Origin of the sequence: Leeuwenhoekiella palythoae, from assembly GCF_020310025.1 — a bacterium.
Lineage (GTDB): Bacteria > Bacteroidota > Bacteroidia > Flavobacteriales > Flavobacteriaceae > Leeuwenhoekiella > Leeuwenhoekiella palythoae.
On record NZ_CP084318.1, the window covers coordinates 1,317,833 to 1,339,764 of the forward strand.

Consider the following 21,932-nt stretch of genomic DNA (forward strand, 5'->3'; position numbering starts at 1 on the left):
TTATAATGTAATATTTAATCCTACTGATAATACACGAGCCGGTGTAAAGCGGTTTGAAGTTGTACCGTTAAAGCTTTCACCTACATCCATACCTTTTCTAGCGGTAAGCTTGAATAAATTCTCTCCACTTACATACACATTTGCTCCGGTAAGCCCTAACTTTTGCACAAGCTCAGCATCAAATGCGTAGCCCAGATTTACTTGACGTAATGCCAAGAAATCTGATTTTTCTAACCAACGGCTAGATCCTGCACCAAAAGCTGCTGTTTGCGCAGCATCAAGTCTAGGGACATTCGTAATGTCACCCGGCTCTTGCCATCTATCAAGAATATCTGTACTTAGCGCGGTTCCGTAAGTACCAGAATGCATCAGACCAGAATAGTTAGAGTCATACGTTTCTCCACCTAACTGATAAGTAAACGTGATTCCTAACTGAAAACCTTTATACTCAAAGTTGTTTCTAAAGGCACCATAAACATCTGGAGTAGCTTTACCTACAAAGTTGTAGTTAGCGTTATTTTGGTTAGTAGTTACTGTGGTTCCGTCAATTTCTCTAAGATCGCTTCCTCCTGCTTCAATAGCCTCAGGACTTGCAATGTATAGCGCCATACCATCAGCAGGATCTACACCATACCACTCTCTTAACCAGTAGTCATAGATATCACCACCTACAACCAGCTTTTTAGAACCATTAATGATCTCTTCTTGTGAAAGTTCTTTAATCTCATTTTTGAGTGTTGAAGCATTAATGCTGAAATCCCACTTAAACTGACTGTTGCGAACAATTCCTACAGTTACGTCAAATTCAAAACCACTGTTTACCCAGCTACCTATGTTGTCTGGATAATCATCAAGACCTGAAGATACCGGAAGCGGCACATCAAATAATAGATCTTCAGATTTACGGTTATAGTATTCAAAAGTACCAGCCACGCGGTTGTTGAATAATCCAAATTCTATTGCAGCATCGGTTTGAATGTTAGTTTCCCACTGCAATCTTGGGTTTCCTGGAGAATCAACTAAGATTCCACCTTCTGAAGCGTTGTTGTAATCTAAAGCAAATAAAGATTGGCTTACATAATATCCGCCTAAGTTATCATTACCTACTTCACCATAAGAGGCTCTCAATTTTAGAAGATTTGCCCAATCTGCTTTCTCCATAAAGGCTTCTTGATCTAATCTCCAAGCACCACCTACAGAAAAGAAATCTCCCCAACGGGCATCTTTGCTAAATCGTGAAGACCCGTCACGTCTGTAAGATCCTGAAATATAATACCGACTGTCATAATCATAATTTACACGAGAGAAATATCCTTCAGTTGTTTGATTACTGGTATAGGAGATCAAATCATTTGTGGTAGTAAAGTTGATCAACTCGGTATTTCCTTCAACGATTTGATTTTGTCTGAATCCGTTTAGATACTCATACTCTGTATCAAAACTTTCGTGTCCTACTAAAGCAGAAACGCTATGCTTTCCAAAAGTCTTAGAATAATTAAGTAACTGGTTGTAGTTTACTGTGGTTCTAGTTGAAGTTGTTCTTCCTGCTCTACCATCAGGAGCACCATCCCCTACGATTGGGTTATCAAAACTTTCGTTGCTGTAAAAACGCTTATCAATACCTCCATTTACGGTAAAGGTGAAATCTTGCAAGAAGGTAAATTCAGCATAAGCTCTAGACGTAAATGAGAAAATCTTATCACGATCTACGTTAAGCAAAGTCTCTTGAATCACATTACGACCACTACCACCGCCACCTACACGGTTATCGCCAAGGTCATAGATCCAATTACCATCACTATCTAAAATATATTCTCCTGTTTCAAGATCGTGCTCGTGAACCGAGTAAATAGGACCGATATATCTGGTAGTTCTAAACGGGTTTACGTAGGACGAACTTCCTGCATCTGCAGCTTGATTGGAGTCTGAATCTGCAGCCGAAATATTTAAACCTGTTTTAATCCAATCTGTTACTTGTGTGTTCGCATTTAGACGAGCTGTAAGTCGCTTAAAATTTGAATTGATGATATAACCATCTTCTTTTAAATAACTAACCGAAGCATAATAGTCTGATTTCTCAGTACCTCCGCTATAAGAAAAATCAAGGTTGGTACGCACACCGGTACGCACAAGCGGCTCTAACCAATCAAGATCTTCTGCGTATAATAATGACGCATTAGGATTTAAAGTTCCATCTTCTAAAACGATTTGATCATTAGCCACATTGAATGGGTTTTGGCCCAGCTCATCATAAATTGTTGAGGAAGCAATAGCGTTTGCTTCAGCTACCGGCGTATCACTGCTCATAGATAAACTATTGCGTAACGCTTCCCACATTAAAGGATAATACTCACTCGCGCTAACGCGATCGTATTCTGGAATACCACGACTGGTAATACCTTGAGACATTTTTAAGGAAATCTGAGGTTTCCCACTGCGTCCAGATTTTGTTGTGATCAACACCACCCCGTTTGCAGCTCTACTACCATAAAGTGACGTGGAAGCAGCATCTTTAAGTACGGTTAAACTTTCAATATCATTAGAGTTGATACTTGAAAGCTCTCCATTAAACTGAACTCCATCTACGATGTAAAGTGGCGTATTTGAAGCACTGTAAGAACCTGTTCCTCGAATACGGATGCTAGGAGCCGATCCCGGCTGACCATTTGCTGCAGATACATTTACACCGGCAGCAGCACCATCTAATGCAGAAATAGCATTGGTAATAGGGCGTTGTTCTAGAGACTCTCCATTTACCTGTACTGCAGAACCGGTAAAGTCTTCTTTCTTTGCAGTACCATAAGCTACTACAAGCACTTCATCCAGTGATTGAGTGTCTTCTGATAAGGTTATTGAAAATGTAGCAGAAGCACCTACGAGTTGCTCGTATGGCTTAAAGCCCATATAAGAAAAAACGAGCGTTTCATCGGCGCTCGCTGCAATGGTAAAATTACCATCAAAATCGGTTTGCGTACCACGACCTGTGGTATTCTTTACCGTTACATTAACTCCCGGAAGCGGCATACCGGTTTGATCGGTCACCGTTCCACTCACCGTTTTTGTTTGGGAGAAGGCGAAATTTAAGGTCATCAGGAAGACTAATGACCAGATTAATCTTAGTTGTTGTTTCATTCGTAAAAATTTGAATTTTGATATTAGCCAGCGCTAAAAATGAAACAAACCAATTGAAAACACTTCTTTTTAACAGAATCCGAAGCACTTTTATTAATACAACAGTTATTTCATTGATTTTTATAAAATTCAAATTTAAAATAGGGTAGAATTCACATAATAGCACCCTATTTTTAACAACATAAAACGTATTAGTTAAGAATATTTTATTATAACGTTAAGTTAAAGAAATCATAGAAACTCCTGTTTTAATGGGCATCTAGCCAGTTATCACCTAACCCGACTTCAACATCAAGAGGAACATCTAATTTAAAGGCGTTTTCCATTTCAGATTTTATAAGTTCCTGAACTTCATCTAATTCTGATTTGTAAACATCAAATACCAATTCATCATGAACTTGAAGTAACATTTTGGTTTTTAAGCCTTTATCCTTGAGTTTCTGATGTATTTTGATCATTGCGATTTTAATGATATCTGCAGCACTCCCTTGTATTGGTGCATTTACCGCGTTACGCTCAGCTGCACCACGCACCACCGCGTTACTACTGTTGATATCCTTTAAATAGCGACGACGACCTAAAACTGTAGACACGTAGCCATTCTCACGCGCAAAGTCTACCTGTTCGCTCATATAATTGCGAAGTTTAGGATAGGTTTTATAATAGGTATCTATAAGCTCTTTACTTTCAGTTCTACTAAGGTCGGTTTGATTGCTCAGTCCAAAAGCAGACACGCCGTAAATAATCCCAAAATTCACAGTTTTTGCATTACTACGTTGTTCCCGCGTCACCTCATCAATGGGCACATTAAAGACTTTTGCAGCAGTAGATGCGTGAATATCTTCTCCCTCCTGAAAGGCTTTCATCATCGTTTCTTCCTGGCTCAAAGCTGCAATTATGCGCAATTCAATTTGCGAGTAATCTGCCGCCAGCAATACATAATCTTCATTGCGTGGCACAAAAGCCTTACGCACCTGACGCCCACGCTCAGTACGGATAGGAATATTCTGCAAGTTCGGATTGTTTGAACTCAGTCGGCCGGTTGCTGCTACGGTCTGCATATAATCGGTATGCACGCGGCCGGTTTTTGCATTCACCTGTGCAGGCAAGGCATCCACATACGTACTTTTTAATTTAGACAAGCCTCGATAATCAAGCACGTGCTGCACGATCTCGTGATCAGGAGCTAAATAAGAAAGCACATCTTCTGCGGTAGAATATTGCCCTGTACGGGTTTTCTTCGGTTTATCTACAAGCTTTAATTTGTCAAATAGTATTTCACCCAATTGCTTTGGCGAACCAATATTAAATTCTTCTCCCGCTTCTTCATAAATACTTTTCTCCAGCGAGGTGATGTCATTATTAAGCGCTTCAGAAAGACTGCCTAAAAATTCCTGATCCAGGTTGATTCCTTCTAATTCCATATCAGCTAAAACCTGCACTAAAGGAATTTCGATATCATCAAACAACTTTTGCGTATTGGCCTCGCCCAATTCTTTTTGAAAATGCTCTTTCAGCTGAAGCGTTACATCTGCATCTTCTACAGCATATTCGGTTTGCTGATCAACAGGGACGTCGGCCATTGATTTCTGATTCTTGCCTTTTTTACCGATCAATTCTTCAATAGAAACCGGCGTATAGTTAAGGTAAGTTTCTGCAAGCACGTCCATATTGTGACGCATATCTGGATTGATCAGATAATGCGCGATCATCGTATCAAAAAGCTTTCCTTTTACTTCGACATCATACTTCGCCAACACCTTAATGTCATACTTAAGGTTTTGCCCAATTTTCTCGATTTCTTCCGCTTCAAAAAACGGACGCAGTGCTTCGATTAATTTTTGTGCTTCTTCTTTTTCTGACGGAAATGGAATATAAAATCCTTTGGTTTTCTCCCAGCTGAAAGCGATCCCTACCAGTTCTGCCTGCAACGGATCTAGATCAGTAGTTTCGGTATCGAAACATACCGAAGTTTGCTTCATTAAGTTTTTGATGAACAAGTTCATCGCCATTCCGGGGGCTACACTTTGGTAAAAATGCTCCGTGTCCTTTATGGTTTTTCGAGAATTGCACTCTTCAATAGCAGGCTCATCACCACCAAAAAGATTGTATTGTCCCGCGCCGGCATTCGCTGCTTTTTCCGCAGAACTTACCAGTTTTTTAGCCGTTTCCGTACCGCTTACTGCTGCACCGGTATCACTATCGGCTTCACCCGAAAAGATTTTAATAAACTGATCTTTAAGCCTACGAAATTCGAGTTCGTCAAAAATCTCCTGCACTTTGTCAGCGTCCGGTTGCGAAAGTTCGTATTGTTCTGCATCAAATTTCACATCGCAGTCGGTCATAATGGTTGCTAACTTTCTGGATAGACGTCCCAGCTCGGCGTTTTCGATCACCTTCTCTTTCATCTTTCCTTTAAGCTGATCTGTATTTTCTAACAGACCTTCTAGTCCGCCGTACTGCTTGATAAACTTCTTAGCCGTTTTATCTCCCACTCCCGGCAATCCCGGAATATTATCAGACGCGTCACCCATCATTCCCAAATAATCGATCACCTGTTCCGGACGCTCGACTTCAAAACGTTTTTGCACTTCAGGGATTCCCCAGATCTCGATCCCATTCCCCATTCGTGCCGGTTTGTACATAAAGATGTTTTCTGAAACCAGCTGTGCATAATCCTTGTCTGGCGTCACCATAAAAACCTGATAATCCTCTTTTTCTGCCTGCTTGGCCAGCGTACCGATCAAATCATCTGCCTCCACGCCTTCGATCTCAATACACGGCACGTGCATCGCTTTAAGAATCTCCTGAATAATAGGCACCGCAATACGAATCGCTTCTGGAGTTTCATCACGATTCGCTTTGTACTCTTCATACATTTCAACACGTTCCGAACTTCCGCCTTTATCAAATGCCACTGCGAGATGATCTGGCTTTTCACGCTTGATCACATCAAAAAGCGAGTTGACAAAACCCATAATTGCAGAAGTATCCTGCCCTTTTGAGTTCACTCGCGGATTTTTAATCAGTGCGTAATAACCACGAAAAATCAATGCATAAGCATCTAAAAGAAATAAGCGCTTTTGAACAGCCATATTGGGAATTTTTAATCGAATATCAGAAGTATCAAAAATAGGAATTAGTCTTATGATAAAAGTTTTTAGCCGGAGACATTTTGACAAAAACAGCAAGGTCTATTCTTAGACAGATTACTTATCTTTCTTAAAACTGAAACTTAAATACTATGAGCATACCGCAATCTTATACGGAATTTGAAGCCACACTAGAGAAGAGCAATCCGCCTACACATTGGCCAGAGGCACTGCAAGCTTTATGGTTTCAGGCGAAAGGAGACTGGGAAGCCTCTCACAATATCGCACAAGAGCTGCATACTGCTATGGGAAGTTTGATTCACGCGCACTTACATCGCGATGAAGGCGATGATTGGAATGCAAAATACTGGTATCGTCAAGCCGGAAGACTTTTTCCAACTGTTTCTTTGGAGGAAGAATTAAAACAACTCGTAAACGAAGTCATCGCTTAAAATAAAGCCTAAACAATCTCAGGGCAAACTCAATAAGCATTGGTTAGAAACGAATTTTCAATTTTAAAGCAAGCCTCGAAGTATTAAACCCTTTGGCGGCGCCAATAAAAAAACCCGCTGAAAATCAGCGGGTTTTTATTTATTTATTGAATATACTTATTACAATTCTAACGCTTTAAGCACATTATTATCCATCAATAATTCTTCAGGATTTTCTAGCGCTTCTTTTACAGCCACTAAAAATCCTACAGATTCTTTACCATCAATAATGCGGTGATCGTATGAAAGTGCTACATACATAATAGGTGCGATAGCAATTCCGCCGTCACGTACGATAGGACGCTCAACAATGTTGTGCATTCCTAAAATCGCAGATTGCGGAGGGTTGATGATAGGTGTAGAAAGCATACTTCCAAACACACCACCGTTTGTGATGGTGAAAGTTCCACCGGTCATTTCATCTACAGTGATCTGACCATCACGCGCTCTTAGCGCAAGACGCTTCACTTCAGACTCCACACCGCGGAAACTTAAGTTTTCAGCATTTCTGATAACTGGTACCATCAAACCTTTAGGTCCTGAAACCGCGATAGAAATATCTTTAAAGTCAAAAGAAACCATCTCTTTACCATCGATCATTGAGTTTACAGCAGGGTACATTTCTAGCGCACGCACACAAGCCAAAGTAAAGAATGACATAAACCCAAGACCAACACCGTGCTTAGCTTTGAAATCTTCTTTATACTTATTACGCAACTCAAAAATCGGAGTCATATCAACCTCGTTAAAGGTAGTAAGCATTGCGGTCTCATTCTTTACAGAAACTAAACGCTCAGCTACTTTACGACGTAACATAGACATTTTAGAACGGCTTTCGCCACGGCTTCCGGTTCCCGGCGTTCCCATTGAAGGCTGCGCGTTTACCGCATCTTCTTTAGTAATACGCCCGTCACGACCTGTACCTTTTACATCTTTAGCATCAATTCCCTTTTCATCTAAAGTCTTTTTAGCTGCCGGAGAAGGTGATCCTGAAGCGTACGTCTTTTTATCTTGCGCTTGCTCAGGCGTGCTCGATTTTGAAGGCTCTTCTTTTTTAGGTTCGGCTTTTTCTTCTTTCTGCTCTTCTTTGTCGCTACTGCTATCGCCTTCTGGCTTTGCAGCATCAGTATCAATGAGACAAACAACTTCACCTACGGCAACTGCGTCGCCTTCTTCGGCTTTAAGGGTAATAATTCCGCTTGCTTCAGCAGGAAGTTCTAAAGTTGCTTTATCACTATCTACTTCGGCAATCGCCTGATCTTTTTCTACATAATCCCCATCTTCAACAAGCCACTGGGCGATTTCAACTTCGGTGATCGATTCTCCCGGCGAAGGGACTTTCATTTCTAAAGCCATAATTCTCTTTTGTTATCTTTTATTCTTTAGTTAAAACTAAAATGTTTTTATTGGTTATTTGAATTTTTATCGAAAACATCATCAATTACGCGCTGATGTCTTCTCTTAAATCGTACAGAACTACCTGCAGCAGGCGCACCGTAAAACTTACGACTGCATACTCTGAATTTTTGCGCTTCCGGAAGATGCATCAACAAGTGCCCGTAAGCTCCCATATTACGTGGTTCTTCTTGTGCCCAAACAACATCGTCTGCATTTTTATACTTTTCAAGCGCTGCTCTGATTTCCTTTTTAGGAAGCGGGAACAATTGTTCAACACGCACAAGTGCAACATCATCTCGCTCTAATTCTTCACGCTGCGCAAGCAAGTCATAATAAAACTTACCAGTCACAAAAACCAGCGTTTTAACCTGATCTGCTTTTACACTATCATCATCAATGGTCATCTGGAAACTGCCGTTTGCCAATTCTTCTTTGGTCGACATTACTTTAGGATGTCTCAACAAACTTTTTGGCGTAAAAACGATAAGCGGTTTTCTAAAATTGGTCTTCAATTGACGACGCAATAAATGGTAGAAGTTAGCCGGCGTAGTACAATCTGCGACATACATATTGTCAACTGCACAAAGCTGTAAATAGCGCTCCATACGTGCCGAAGAGTGCTCTGCACCCTGACCTTCATAACCGTGAGGCAATAACATTACCAAACCGTTTTGAAGTTTCCATTTATCTTCTGCTGCTGAAATATACTGGTCTAGCATAATCTGCGCTCCATTGCTAAAGTCACCAAACTGCGCCTCCCAAATAGGAAGGGTTTTTGGACTCGCCATCGCGTAACCATAGTCAAAACCTACCACACCATATTCTGAAAGCAGCGAGTTGAAGATGTACATATGACCTTGCTCTCCTTTAAGGTTATTGAGCAACACGATCTCTTCTTCGCTTTCTTCAACTTTGGTCACAGCATGACGGTGTGAGAACGTACCTCGCTCTACATCCTGACCGGTCATACGCACATCAAAACCTTCTTTAAGCAAGGAACCGTATGCAAGTAATTCGGCGAGACCCCAATCTATTTTATTATCATCAAAATACATTGCGCGACGCCCTTCGATGATCTTGTTTATTTTTCTTAAGAATTTCTTCCCTTCCGGAAGTTTGGTGATCGCCTCTGCAATTTCAGTTAATGCATCAAGGTCAAAAGTCGTATCTACCGGCTGCATCATCTCATCTTCGGTAGCAGGCTCAAAACCTTCCCACTCATCTTGCATAATTGCAGTGATACGGGTGGTTTCTTCTTCTCTAGACTTTTCTAATTTTTCTTCAAGTTTTTCTTTGTACTCATCTTCTAATTGCTTCACGTGATTCTCGTCAATCACGCCTTGCTCAATGAGTTTTTTAGCATAAATATCTCTAGCATTATCATGCTTGGCGATCGCTTTGTATAATTTAGGCTGCGTAAAACGCGGCTCATCACCTTCGTTATGACCATATTTACGATATCCTAAAAGGTCGATAAATACATCACGACCAAAAGTCATTCTGAAATCAAGAGCAAATAAAGCTGCATGTACTACAGCTTCTGCATCATCAGCGTTTACATGCAATACCGGAGATAATGTGGTTTTAGCAACATCAGTACAGTAGGTCGAAGAACGCGCGTCGAGATAATTAGTGGTAAAACCGATCTGGTTATTGATCACAATATGAATGGTTCCTTTAGTGGTATAACCATCTAATTGTGCCATCTGAATCACCTCGTAAACAACACCTTGACCTGCAATTGCCGCATCTCCGTGCACTACAATAGGAAGCACTTCCTGCGGATTGTCAAAATAATGACGGTCTTGTTTTGCTCGCGAAATACCTTCTACAACAGCGCCTACTGTTTCTAAGTGAGACGGGTTGGGCGCAATGTTGATATTGATCTCTTTTCCGCTGTCTGTAAGTCGGCTTGAGGTCCAACCGAGGTGATACTTAACATCACCATCAAATATCTCTTGATCGTAATCTTTACCATCAAACTCACTAAAAATATCTTTAGCGTTCTTTCCGAAGATATTGGTCAAGGTATTTAGACGACCACGGTGTGCCATACCCATCACAAAATCTTTTACACCACGATCTGCTGCTGCTTCAATAATGGCATCAACCGCCGGAATAAAACTCTCTCCACCTTCAAGCGAAAAGCGTTTTTGCCCCACGTATTTTGTATGTAAAAAGGTCTCAAAAGAAACCGCTTCATTCAGTTTTTTAAGAATTTTCTTCTTAGTATCTGCAGAGAAATCAGGATGGTTATCGTTGACATTCAATTTGTTTTGAATCCACTTGATTTCCTCCGGTTTTCTGATAAACATATATTCAACCCCGATAGAATCGCAATAAATGTTCTCTAAATGCGTGATTATATCTCTAAGGGTATTAGAACCAATACCCAAGATCTCGCCCGCGTTAAAAACGGTATCTAAATCTTTCTCTGATAAACCAAAGTTTTCTAAAGCCAGTGTAGGCTCATATTTGCGACGCTCGCGCACCGGATTGGTTTTAGTAAATAAGTGCCCGCGCGTACGGTAACCGTCTATCAATTTAACAACTTGAAATTCCTTCTGTAATTTATCAGGAACAGCATTATCTGAAGAAGTGTTAGCGCTGAGTTCTGAAACGTCTGCAGCGATACCGCTTTCTTCGATCCCAAAGTCAAAACCTTGAAAAAAAGCTCTCCAGCTGGGTTCTACACTATCAGGATGTTGTAAATATTTATCGTATAGGTCTGCGAAGTATGCAGTATTTGCTGCATTGAGAAATGAAAATCTATCCATTTTATAAGTTAAATCTGTCGATTTTTTAAGCAATAATTTGTCAAAAATACAATAAATCGCGCGCACCAAGCGTGTCCTTTCGTAATTTTATGTTTATCATTAACATTTTAAAATCAGGTTTTAACACCTTGCTAACAAAGCCTTAAGCTTTAGAAAAATGTATTTTATGAAATCGATTTCAAAACTTTATATAATTCTTCTATTTATAGCGTTTGGTATAGCTTCTAGTCAGGCACAATTTCGGTCTGATTCTTTTTGGGATCGGGTGAGTTTTGGTGGTGGTTTTGGATTGAATTTTGGCAATGACTATTTTGCTGCAAACCTCGCTCCAAGTGCTATTTACAACTTCAATCCTTATTTCGCTGCCGGACCCGGCTTGAGTTATTCGTATGTAAAGAATGGTAGTTTAAAATCTTCAATTGTGGGTGGAAGCATTATTGCGCTCGCTAATCCGCTTCCTATCATTCAGCTTTCTGCAGAGTTTGAAGAGCTTTATGTTTCGCAACGCGCCAATTGGGACGGCGGTACATTTACTGATGATTTCTGGAATTCTGCTTTATTTCTAGGAGCCGGTTACCGTAGCGGCCCCGTGACAATAGGCGCCCGGTATAACATACTTTACAACGATGACGATGCCATCTACACCAGTGCGATTATGCCGTTTATCAGGTTCTATTTTTAAACTGAACTTTTTTAAACTCCCGCTCCAGAATGAGCACACTTACAAATTCTGCGAGTTGATGCACCTCACAATCAGGCAAAGCTTTGATCTTAGCCTCAGAAACATCTATGGCGTAAAGCAGCGTGAGGTAGCTTTCAAAATCACTCACCACCAGATTATAAAGTGCGGCTTGCAGATTACGCAGTAACTGTTGATTCTCAAAAGCAGCATCAAATTCAGCTTCAAGTCCGGCGCGTTCAAAGTCTTTATTAAGCTGAAATACTAAAGCATTATACAGCTTCTCTTTGCGAACCTGGTCTAATAAGTTACTGCCGGAATTCATTCTTCAATTCTTTAAACTTTTCTGCGCATGAGCAGTCGGGCAAAGTCTTCTAAAATACTTTTATTTTCTTGAGGAACCTCAAGAGTTTCCAGAACGTTGAGCGCTTTTTGGGTATAATTTTCAATTTCTTGCTGAGTAGCTTCGGCTGCGCCGGAATCTATAAACAGCTGCTTTACCGTTTCAATTTTTTCCGAAGGATCCGGCGGATTGATACTGAATAAATGCTGCAACTGCTTGCTGTGCGTAGGATCTAGTTTTTGCAAAGCAGTTAAATATAAGAAGGTCTTTTTGTTTTCGATAATATCACCGCCCACTTGCTTCCCAAAAGTTTTAGGATCACCAAAAGCATCCAGATAATCATCCTGAAGCTGAAATGCGATCCCTAAATCACGACCGTAATCATAAATGCGTTGTGCATTTTCAGAAGAAGCTTCTGCAACCAGTGCGCCCATTTTAAGAGCAGCTCCTACCAAAACCGCCGTTTTGTATTCAATCATTTTAAGATACTCTGGGATGGTCACATCATCACGCGTCTCAAAATCTACATCATACTGCTGCCCTTCACAAACTTCAATTGCTGTCTTGCTGAAAAGCTTTGCGAGTTCTCTAAAGGTTTCTCCTTCATAATTCTCAAAAAGCTGATATGCATTGATCAACATTGCATCTCCCGAGAGAATCCCTGTATTGATATCCCACTTTTCGTGCACAGTCTCTTGACCACGACGCAAAGGCGCATCATCCATAATATCATCGTGCACTAATGAGAAATTATGAAAAACCTCAACCGCTAAAGCCGCGTCTAAAGCCTTTTTATGATCTGAACCAAAAATATCCGTCGCCATTAACGTCAATACCGGTCGTAAGCGTTTCCCTCCCAACTGCAAAATATAGTCAATGGGTTCGTATAGGTTTACCGGTTCTTTAACCTTGACCTTAGCGTTTAGATATTCAACAAACACCTCTGTGTATTGATCAATGCGGAGCATACTTTAAAATTTTGGCTAAAAATAAGACACTAATTCTGAACTCAACGCTTCAAGCATCACAAGCTGGTATTCTTAGGCCATATTATGTAATCATTAAATATTGAAAAAACTTTGGAAACTTAATTAGTTTTTAAAGTTTCCGTTTTATATTTGCGCCGGATTATGAAAACGGAAATTCTAGAAAACGCAACCCAACTCTTTTTAAATCAAGGATTTAAAAGTGTTACCATGGATGATATCGCCGCACATATGGGGATATCAAAAAAGACCATTTATGCCAATTATGCGCATAAAACCGAGCTTGTAGAAGCAGTGGGCCATCATTTATTGACCAGCGTACAATGTGTGGTCAAAGATATGGTAGATGAGCACATGAACCCTATTGAAGAGCTTTATGAAATAAAGAAATATGTAATTCAACATTTGCAGGGCGAAAAAACCTCATCTATTCAACAAATGATGAAATACTACCCAAAAATATTTACCAAGCTACGTGAAAGTCAGAATGCTTTTATGCGTGGCTGTATGGAACAAAATATTGCTCGCGGTATTGAGCTGGGACTTTTTAGAAACAATCTTGACATTGAGTTTGTTTCTAGAATGTATCAAATAGGAATTACCAACATTAAAGATGAAACCATTTTTCCTTCAGATAAATTCCCGCACATACCCCTTTACGAGACCTATTTAGAATACCACTTACGTGGAATTGTAACACCTGAAGGTCGTAAAATACTCAATCAAATCATTCATTCAAATCAAGACTAATGCAAAAACCAATGTTCCTCTTTTTATGCCTCTTGGGATATTTAAACCCTTCCCTAGCCCAAGACACTACAGAGGTAGAATCTTATGCGCTAAGCCTACAAGAAGCCATTACTTATGGCCTCGAGAATAGCTATGATGCTAAAAATGCTCTCACCGATGTAGAGATCGCGCTTAAACAAAAATGGGAGGTTATCGCTCAGGGACTGCCTCAAATCTCAGGTGAAGTGACCTATCAAAATCAATTTATTCAACCTACGTCTTTTATTCCGGCAGTGGTTTTTGATCCTAGCGCAGACCCGGGAGATTTTATCCCGGTGCAGTTTAGCCAGAAGCAAAGTGCCTCTGCTGTTGCCACTTGGAATCAGTTGATCTTTGACGGCTCTTATATAGTAGGTGTTCAATCTGCAAAAACACTTTTACAGATTTCTGAAAATGCTAAGGTCAAAACCGATCTTGAAGTTAAGCAAGCCATCATTGAAGCTTATGGCAACGTATTGCTTGCTCAGGAGAGTGTAGCGATTCTGCAGAAAAACATAGAAACCGTAAACAAAAATCTTAACGACACTCAAAAGATTTTTGAAAACGGGTTAGGAGAAGAAGAAGATGTAGAGCAATTGCAGATCACTGCTTTAGGTCTTGAAACCCAATTGAACAACACCGTGCGTCAACTTGCTATCGCATATGACATGCTAAAGCTTACTTTAGGTATCCCAATAGATAGCAAACTGATGGTGACTGATGAACTTGAAGATCTAACGATGCAATATTATGATCTTAACTTACTCACGCAAGACATCAATCCGGAGCAAAATATTGATTATCGCATTGCTCAAGATCAAACCAATCTTGCTGAAACTGAGGTTAAACTAGAAAAGAGTAAAGCTTTACCACGCTTAAGCGCTTATTTAAATTATGGGGCTGCAGGCGCCAGTAACTCATTTACTTTTTTGAGTGATGAGCAACGCTACTTTGAACAGTCGATCTTAGGAGTTTCACTTACCGTACCTATTTTTAGCAGTGGTATGCGTGCTGCTAAAACTGCTCAAAAAGAACTGGCTTACCAGCAAAGTTTAGAAGATCTGGAGCGTGCACGCAATCAGGTAAAACTTCAAATTGCTACAGCCCGCAACGATTATCAATTTGCGCTTGACAATTTTGCCACTCAAGAAAAAAACCTTGATCTGGCAGAACGTATTGAAAATAAAAACTCCATTAAATTTTTTGAAGGTATCGCCTCTAGCTTTGAATTGAGCGAAGCCCAAACCCAACTTTATCAAGCGCAACAGGATTATTTACAAGCGATGTATGATGTCATTGCTAACAAAGCCGCTTTAGAAAAAGTATTAGACACCACCGTTTATCAACCAAAAGAAGACTAATTCACAGACACACCTACACTATGAAAAATATATTAAGCCTTGCATTTGTTTCGCTCCTACTTATTTCCTGCGGAGGAAAAGAAGAATCTGTAGAACAAATTATTGAAAACGGTGACATCACCGCAATGCGCGCCAAAAAAACAGAACTTGTAAATGAGCAAAATGCGATTAAAGCTAACATTGATTCGCTTAACGCCGCTATAGACAAACTAGACGTAAAGAAAAAAGCAGCTTTAGTAACCGCAGTAACCTTACAAGACACGTTGTTTAAGCATTATTTTGAAGTTCAAGGTAATGTAGATACTGATCAAAATATTGTGCTTTACGCAGAATACACCGGAGTGCTAACGCAGCTTTACGTTAAAGAAGGACAACGCGTAGCTAAAGGGCAGCGTCTTGCCAAGATAGATGATGGAGGTTTAGGAAGTGAACTGGCCCGTCAAGAGGCACAGACCGCTTTAGCAAAAACTACCTTTGAGCGTCAAAAGCGTCTTTGGGATCAGAAGATTGGTTCTGAAATCACGTATTTAGAAGCAAAAACCAATTATGAAGCGATGCAAGCTGCAACAGATCAATTGCGCTCTAGAGTTGCCAAAACCGTTATTACCGCACCATTTTCAGGAATCGTAGACAATACGATGGCAGATCAAGGTCAGGTAGTAAACGCAGGGCAAACCGGTGTTTTACGCCTCGTAAACCTGAGCGATATGTATGTTGAAGCTTCGATCCCCGAAGCCTTCTTAGGTAAAGTTAATCAAGGTACTGAAGTAAAAATCAGACTAGCTTCTATAGGTAAAACCTACGATGGCGAAATCAGACAAGTAGGCAACTTTGTCAGCCCAGACAACCGAACTTTTGATGTTAAGATTTCGATCCCTAATCCTGATAGCGCTATAAAGCCTAACCTGATCGCAACCGTTATGGTAAATGACTACACCGCTGAGAACGCTATTGTAGTGCCAGAAAATGTGGTTCAACAAAATGCAATGGGTAACAGCATTACTTATGTATATGAGGAGCAAGCTGATGGTACAGCTATCGCTAAACAAGTACAAATTGAAGAAGGTTACAGCGATGATCAACGCGTAGAGATCACTTCTGGCCTTGAAGCCGGAGACCGCCTGATCGTAGAAGGAGTACGCTCTTTGAGAGATGGGCAAGCTGTAGAATTAAAAGATCAATCTTCAAACAACCAGTAAGATGGCAAAAAACACTTATAAAGAATTTAGCATATCGTCTTGGGCAATAGACAATAAGATGACCGTTTATGTAATTACGGCGATCATCTTACTTAGTGGTCTGGCAGCCTATTACAGTATGCCTCGTGAAGCATTCCCCGAAATCATAGAAACCAAGATCTATGTAAGTTCGGTAAACCCGGGTAATGCCGCCGAAGATGTTGAAAAATTCATCACCGAACCACTCGAAGAAGAGTTTAACGACATCGCCGGGATTAAAGAGATCACCTCTACTACCCTTCAGGATTACAGTATTATCATTGTAGAGTTTGAAGAAGATGTAGATGTAAATGTGGCTAAAACTAAGGTTAAGGATAAAGTTGATTTGGTTAAGGCGGAAACCACTTGGCCTACGTTAGATAATGGTGCCAAAGTAGAGCCTAATATTTTTGACCTTAATATTTCAGAAGAACAACCTATTCTGAACATCAACCTTACCGGAGACTTTCAAGTGCAGCAACTTAAAGATTATGCTGAATACCTTCAGGATAAAATAGAATTGCTTCCGCAGATCAAAGAAGCTACCGTACGCGGTGCCGAAGAGCAAGAAGTAGAAGTAGCGGTGGATATTTATAAAATGACCGCTTCTAAAGTAAGTTTTGATAACATCATCAATGCCATTCGCTCTGAAAACAATACCATTTCTGCAGGTAACGTGATTTCTGATGGGTTGCGAAAAAACATTCGGGTTTTAGGCGAAATTCAAGATCCTAAAGAACTTAATAACATTGTCGTAAAACGCGATGGCGGAAATATTTTTCTTAAAGATATCGCCACCGTGCGCTTTAAAGAAAAAGACGCGACCACTTACGCACGTGAATATGGGCAGCCGGTTGTGATGCTTGATGTAAAAAAACGCGCCGGAAAAAATATGATCGAAGCGGTTGAATCTATTAAAAAGATCGTCGCTGAAGAAGAGGCCAATTACTATCCTGAGTCGTTACACATTAGCCTTACCAATGACCAATCGATCAAAACAGAGAATCAGGTAGATGACCTGGTTAACAACATCATTTTTGGGGTGATTCTGGTTGTGGTGGTATTGATGTTTTTCTTAGGATTTAGAAACGCATTGTTTGTTGGATTTGCAATTCCACTTTCTATGTTTATGTCCTTAACCATTTTATCAAGTTTAGGTTTTACCCTGAATACGATGGTGCTCTTTGGTCTCGTAATGGGACTTGGGATGCTGGTAGATAATGGTATTGTGGTTGTGGAGAACGTGTATTCTTTGATGGATCAAGGTATGCCGCGTTTAAAAGCTGCAAAACAAGGTCTTGGGGAGATCGCTTGGCCCATTATCGCTTCAACAGCAACCACGCTTGCAGCCTTTTTCCCACTAGGTTTATGGCCCGGAACTATTGGTAAGTTTATGATTTACTTCCCCATCACGCTCTCTGTGGTGTTGAGTTCGTCTTTATTCGTTGCGCTTATCATCAACTCGATGCTGACTTCGCGTTTTATGAAAACCGAAGAAGAAGATATGAGCAAAAAGAGCTTGGTGCGCAACAGTTTAATTCTGACTGCCGTAGGTGCCATTTTCCTTATTGTAGGTTTTGTAATTGATTCAGGCGGATTTAGAGGAATCGGAAACTTATTGCTTCTGATCGCGATTTTGCTTTGGGCTTATAAATATTTCTTAGCAGGTGCGGTACGCTATTTTCAGTTTGAATCGCTTCGAAAATTAGAGAACTTCTATGAGCGTTTCTTAAAATATGCGCTGCGCGGAAGAAAAGCATACGTGTTTTTCTTCGGAACCGTAATTATGTTATTCTTATCCTTTGTATTGGTGGGGATCGCACAACCTAATGTGTTGTTCTTCCCTGAAAATGAACCCAATCAAATCATCACCTATATAGAATATCCTGAAGGGACGGCGATTGAAAAAACCAATCAACTTACCAAGCAAATCGAGGAGCGCATTTTTGATGCTATTAAAAAGTATGAAGATGCTGACGGATACAACTATATGGTAGAAAGCGCCATTTCACAAGTAGGTCAAGGTGCCGGAAACCCACAAACCGATGGTGGCCAGAGTAATGAAATGCCACATAAAGGTAAAGTAACGCTGTCTATGCGTGACTTTAAATTGCGCCGCGGAGTGAGCAGTAGCACTGTACTTTCTGAAGTGCGTGACGCGGTTAAAGGATTCCCCGGAGCTTCGGTTATTGTAGAAAAAGATGCTAATGGTCCACCGGTAGGATATCCTATCAATATTGAGATCAGCGGTGAAGATTATGAAGAAATGCTACTCGCTGCCGAAAACATGCGTACCTATATTGAAGATCTAGGCATAGGTGGTATTGAAGAACTTAAACTGGATGTCAATAAATCTAAAGCTGAACTTGGTGTGACTGTAAGTCGTGAGAAAGCCGGTCAGCTTGGTATTTCTACCGCTCAGGTAGGGCAAACTTTGAGACGTTCGGTGTACGGTGAAGAAGCTTCTACCTATAAAGAAGGAGATGATGATTATGAGATCAACGTGCGTTTTAATGAAGATTATCGTTATGATGAGAATGCTTTATTCAATCAACCGGTAACCTTTAGAAATAATCAAGGTCAGATCATTCAGGTGCCTATTTCGGCATTAGTTGATAAAAAGTCTTCAGCAGCATTTAGTGCTATCAAACGTAAAGACCTTAAGCGAGTGATCACCTTATATTCAAATGTGCTTACCGAGCAAGGCTTTAATGCTACTCAAATTGTTGAGCAGTTGAAACAAGACCTCGCAGGCTATGAAACTCCTAACGGAATTGAATACAGTTTTACGGGTGAGCAAGAAGAACAAGCAGACAACATGAGCTTCTTATTGATGGCCTTAGGTATTGCTATGGGCTCGATCTTGCTTATTCTGGTAGCGCAGTTTAACTCACTTTCAAAGCCGGTTATCATCTTGATGGCGGTAGTCTTAAGTTTAGTGGGTGTATTCTTAGGTTTGATCATTTTCCAAATGGATTTTGTCATCTTAATGACAATGATGGGTATTATCTCACTCGCTGGAATCGTGGTGAACAATGCGATCGTACTTATAGACTATACGCAGATCTTGATCGATCGTAAAAAAGAAGAATTAGGTATTGAAGATGATGAGTATCTAACCCGTGAAGAATACTTTAGAATTACGGTTGCAGGTGGTAAATCACGTTTACGCCCTGTATTGCTAACGGCAATTACTACAGTGCTCGGATTGATTCCGCTGGCAGTTGGTTTAAACATTGATTTCTTCGGGCTCTTTACTGATTATGACGCGGGTATCTACATAGGAGGTGATAACGTGATCTTCTGGGGACCTCTGGCGTGGACGGTAATCTTCGGTTTGGTTTTCGCAACCTTCCTAACCTTGGTAATCGTACCGGTAATGTTCTACCTTACTAATCGTGCTAAAGTTAAATTTTCAGAAAAACGAAAAGTACGTGAAGAACAAAAACAACAGGCTAAATTAGCTGCTGCTTCAGAAGATTCAGAAAGCTAAATGACTTTATAATTTTAATTAGACTCAAAAGCAGAAGACTATTCTTCTGCTTTTTTGTTTTTCAAGGGTTGAATCCCATAAAAACGGAAAGCTTTCCGGCTAAGTACAATACCTCAGGGCAAGCCTGTCTGCCGACAAAGGCAGGCCCATGAGGCTTTGCTTGGAAACAAATTTTCAATTTCGAGGCATCCTCAAAGCTTTCGGGACGGAATGTTAAACCCTTTGGCGGTGCCAATAAAATAACCTCAAAACAATAGGTGGTGACTTGCTTTAACTTCTTAAATTTGCACCTCAAATAATCAAGCATGTACAGAACGCATAACAATGGAGCTTTACGCGCCGAAAATATAAACGAAACGGTAACGCTTGCCGGCTGGGTACAAAAGTCCCGCGATAAAGGGTTTATGATCTGGGTAGATCTACGCGATCGCTATGGAATTACCCAACTTATTTTTGACGAGGAACGTACCCCTAAAGCGGTGATGGATCTCGCCAAAACAATGGGGCGTGAATTTGTGATTCAGGTTACCGGAAAGGTGATCGAGCGCGAATCTAAAAACCCAAAAATGCCTACCGGTGATGTAGAGCTTTTGGTTGAAAGATTAGAGATCTTGAACGAGGCCAAAACGCCGCCGTTTACTATTGAAGATGCAACTGATGGTGGTGAAGACCTCCGTATGAAATACCGTTATCTGGACATCAGAAGAAATCCGGTAAAGGAGAAACTCATCTTTAGACATAAAGTGAGTATTGCCGTGCGCAACTACTTATCTGAACAAGGTTTTATTGAAGTTGAAACTCCGTATTTGATCAAATCTACTCCGGAAGGTGCTCGTGATTTTGTGGTACCTAGCCGAATGAATGAAGGTCAGTTTTATGCGCTTCCGCAGTCGCCACAAACTTTTAAGCAATTGCTTATGGTGGGCGGTATGGATAAGTACTTTCAGATCGTAAAGTGTTTTAGAGATGAAGATCTACGTGCAGACCGCCAGCCGGAATTCACGCAGATCGACTGCGAGATGGCTTTTGTAGAGCAGGAAGACATCTTGAATATTTTTGAAGGTTTAACCAAACACCTTTTAAAAGAAGTAGTCGGTTTTGAGATCGAAAGCTTCCCGAGAATGACCTATGACGAGGCGATGGCAAAATACGGTAACGATAAGCCGGATATTCGATTTGGGATGGAATTTGGCGAACTCAACGCGGTGGCGCAACATAAGGAATTTAATGTATTCAATAGTGCTGAACTAGTTGTGGGTATCGCTGTTCCGGGAGGAGCAAGTTATACCCGAAAAGAGATCGATAAACTTATAGATTGGGTGAAGCGTCCACAAGTTGGTGCTTTAGGAATGGTCTATGTAAAATGTAATGAAGATGGAAGTTTTAAATCTTCAGTAGATAAATTTTACGATCAGGAGGATCTGGCGAAATGGGCAGAAGCTACCGGAGCGCAACCCGGAGATTTGATCTGTGTACTTTCAGGAGAAACTTCAAAAACACGTGCGCAATTGAGTGCACTTCGTATGGAATTGGCAACGCAACTAGGCTTACGCAAGTCAGATGAATTTGCGCCGCTTTGGGTTGTAGACTTCCCACTTTTAGAATGGGATGAAGAAACCGAGCGTTACCACGCGATGCACCACCCATTTACGTCTCCTAAACCGGGACAAATGGAATTGTTAGACACTAAGCCAGGCGAAGTAAAAGCAAATGCTTACGACCTTGTATTAAATGGAAACGAAATAGGCGGTGGTTCTATACGTATTCACGATAAAGAAATACAGTCTAAGATGTTTGATTACTTAGGCTTCACCAAAGAAGAAGCACAAGCACAATTTGGCTTCTTGATGGATGCGTTTCAATACGGTGCGCCACCACACGGTGGTTTGGCTTTTGGTTTAGACCGTTTAGTAGCAATTTTAGGCGGACAAGAAACGATAAGAGACTTTATCGCGTTCCCTAAAAACAATGCCGGCCGTGACGTGATGATTGATGCGCCTGCAAAAATTGATGCCGCACAATTAGAAGAATTAAATCTGAAGATTACTTTGTAAGCTTCGGTAAATACGCAACTAAGAAAGCAGCCCGGTGAGGCTGCTTTTTTGTTTCCTTCTAAAGGATTACTATCCTAAAATCTATGTTGAGATGAATTCTTTCACAGGTTTAAAACAAAAAAAGGTCCGGAGCATCTCCGG

The 21,932-nt window shown here is 40.7% G+C and carries 13 protein-coding genes; 7 read left to right on the forward strand and 6 right to left on the reverse strand.

Annotated features, from left to right (window positions below; all coding sequences use genetic code 11):
* Both LDL79_RS05590 and polA read right to left on the reverse strand, forming a co-directional pair.
* Nucleotides 1-3,132: a SusC/RagA family TonB-linked outer membrane protein gene (locus LDL79_RS05590; protein WP_225599476.1), complete on the reverse strand. Its 3,132-nt coding sequence runs from the start codon at nt 3,130-3,132 to the stop codon at nt 1-3.
* Between the two features lie 248 nt (nt 3,133-3,380).
* On the reverse strand, nt 3,381-6,227 hold the full coding sequence (polA, locus tag LDL79_RS05595; protein ID WP_225599477.1) for a DNA polymerase I: 2,847 nt from the start codon (nt 6,225-6,227) through the stop codon (nt 3,381-3,383).
* Nucleotides 6,228-6,376: 149 nt separating this feature from the next.
* Between polA and LDL79_RS05600 the strand changes: the two genes are divergently transcribed.
* Nucleotides 6,377-6,676, forward strand: a complete 300-nt coding sequence (locus LDL79_RS05600) for a hypothetical protein (protein WP_225599478.1) — start codon at nt 6,377-6,379, stop codon at nt 6,674-6,676.
* A gap of 159 nt (nt 6,677-6,835) precedes the next feature.
* Here the strand turns inward: LDL79_RS05600 and odhB are convergent, their stop codons facing one another.
* Both odhB and LDL79_RS05610 read right to left on the reverse strand, forming a co-directional pair.
* Nucleotides 6,836-8,071 carry a 2-oxoglutarate dehydrogenase complex dihydrolipoyllysine-residue succinyltransferase gene (gene odhB, locus LDL79_RS05605; protein ID WP_225599479.1) on the reverse strand — a complete coding sequence of 412 codons (1,236 nt, stop codon included), beginning with the start codon at nt 8,069-8,071 and terminating at the stop codon, nt 6,836-6,838.
* A 47-nt stretch (nt 8,072-8,118) separates the two neighbouring features.
* Entirely contained in the window at nt 8,119-10,890 is a 2,772-nt protein-coding gene (locus LDL79_RS05610) for a 2-oxoglutarate dehydrogenase E1 component (RefSeq protein ID WP_225599480.1), read from the reverse strand.
* 166 nt (nt 10,891-11,056) lie between these two features.
* Here LDL79_RS05610 and LDL79_RS05615 point away from each other — a divergent pair, with 166 nt between their 5' ends.
* A complete protein-coding gene (locus LDL79_RS05615) occupies nt 11,057-11,572 on the forward strand; it encodes a hypothetical protein (protein ID WP_225599481.1) in 516 nt (171 codons plus the stop codon).
* On the opposite strand, the gene LDL79_RS05620 is transcribed toward LDL79_RS05615, so the two are convergent.
* Together LDL79_RS05620 and LDL79_RS05625 are read right to left on the reverse strand one after the other, a co-directional pair.
* Nucleotides 11,556-11,894, reverse strand: a complete 339-nt coding sequence (locus tag LDL79_RS05620) for a hypothetical protein (RefSeq protein WP_225599482.1) — start codon at nt 11,892-11,894, stop codon at nt 11,556-11,558. The two genes, LDL79_RS05615 and LDL79_RS05620, sit on opposite strands and share 17 nt — an antisense overlap.
* An 11-nt stretch (nt 11,895-11,905) precedes the next feature.
* A complete protein-coding gene (locus LDL79_RS05625; RefSeq protein WP_225599483.1) occupies nt 11,906-12,880 on the reverse strand; it encodes a polyprenyl synthetase family protein in 975 nt (324 codons plus the stop codon).
* A gap of 162 nt (nt 12,881-13,042) precedes the next feature.
* On the opposite strand from LDL79_RS05625, the gene LDL79_RS05630 reads away from it, so the two are divergent.
* The 5 genes from LDL79_RS05630 to aspS all read left to right on the forward strand — a co-directional run bounded on the left by LDL79_RS05630 (nt 13,043) and on the right by aspS (nt 21,791).
* Nucleotides 13,043-13,648, forward strand: a complete 606-nt coding sequence (locus LDL79_RS05630; protein ID WP_225599484.1) for a TetR/AcrR family transcriptional regulator — start codon at nt 13,043-13,045, stop codon at nt 13,646-13,648.
* A complete protein-coding gene (locus LDL79_RS05635; RefSeq protein ID WP_225599485.1) occupies nt 13,648-15,027 on the forward strand; it encodes a TolC family protein in 1,380 nt (459 codons plus the stop codon). The genes LDL79_RS05630 and LDL79_RS05635 overlap by 1 nt, the downstream gene beginning before the upstream one ends.
* Nucleotides 15,028-15,047: 20 nt before the next feature.
* Nucleotides 15,048-16,226, forward strand: a complete 1,179-nt coding sequence (locus LDL79_RS05640) for an efflux RND transporter periplasmic adaptor subunit (RefSeq protein ID WP_225599486.1) — start codon at nt 15,048-15,050, stop codon at nt 16,224-16,226.
* A 1-nt stretch (nt 16,227) separates the two neighbouring features.
* Nucleotides 16,228-19,737, forward strand: coding sequence for an efflux RND transporter permease subunit (locus tag LDL79_RS05645; RefSeq protein WP_072983016.1), 3,510 nt, complete (start codon nt 16,228-16,230; stop codon nt 19,735-19,737).
* 305 nt (nt 19,738-20,042) lie between these two features.
* Nucleotides 20,043-21,791 carry an aspartate--tRNA ligase gene (aspS, locus tag LDL79_RS05650; RefSeq protein ID WP_225599487.1) on the forward strand — a complete coding sequence of 583 codons (1,749 nt, stop codon included), beginning with the start codon at nt 20,043-20,045 and terminating at the stop codon, nt 21,789-21,791.
* Nucleotides 21,792-21,932: the final 141 nt, after the last annotated feature.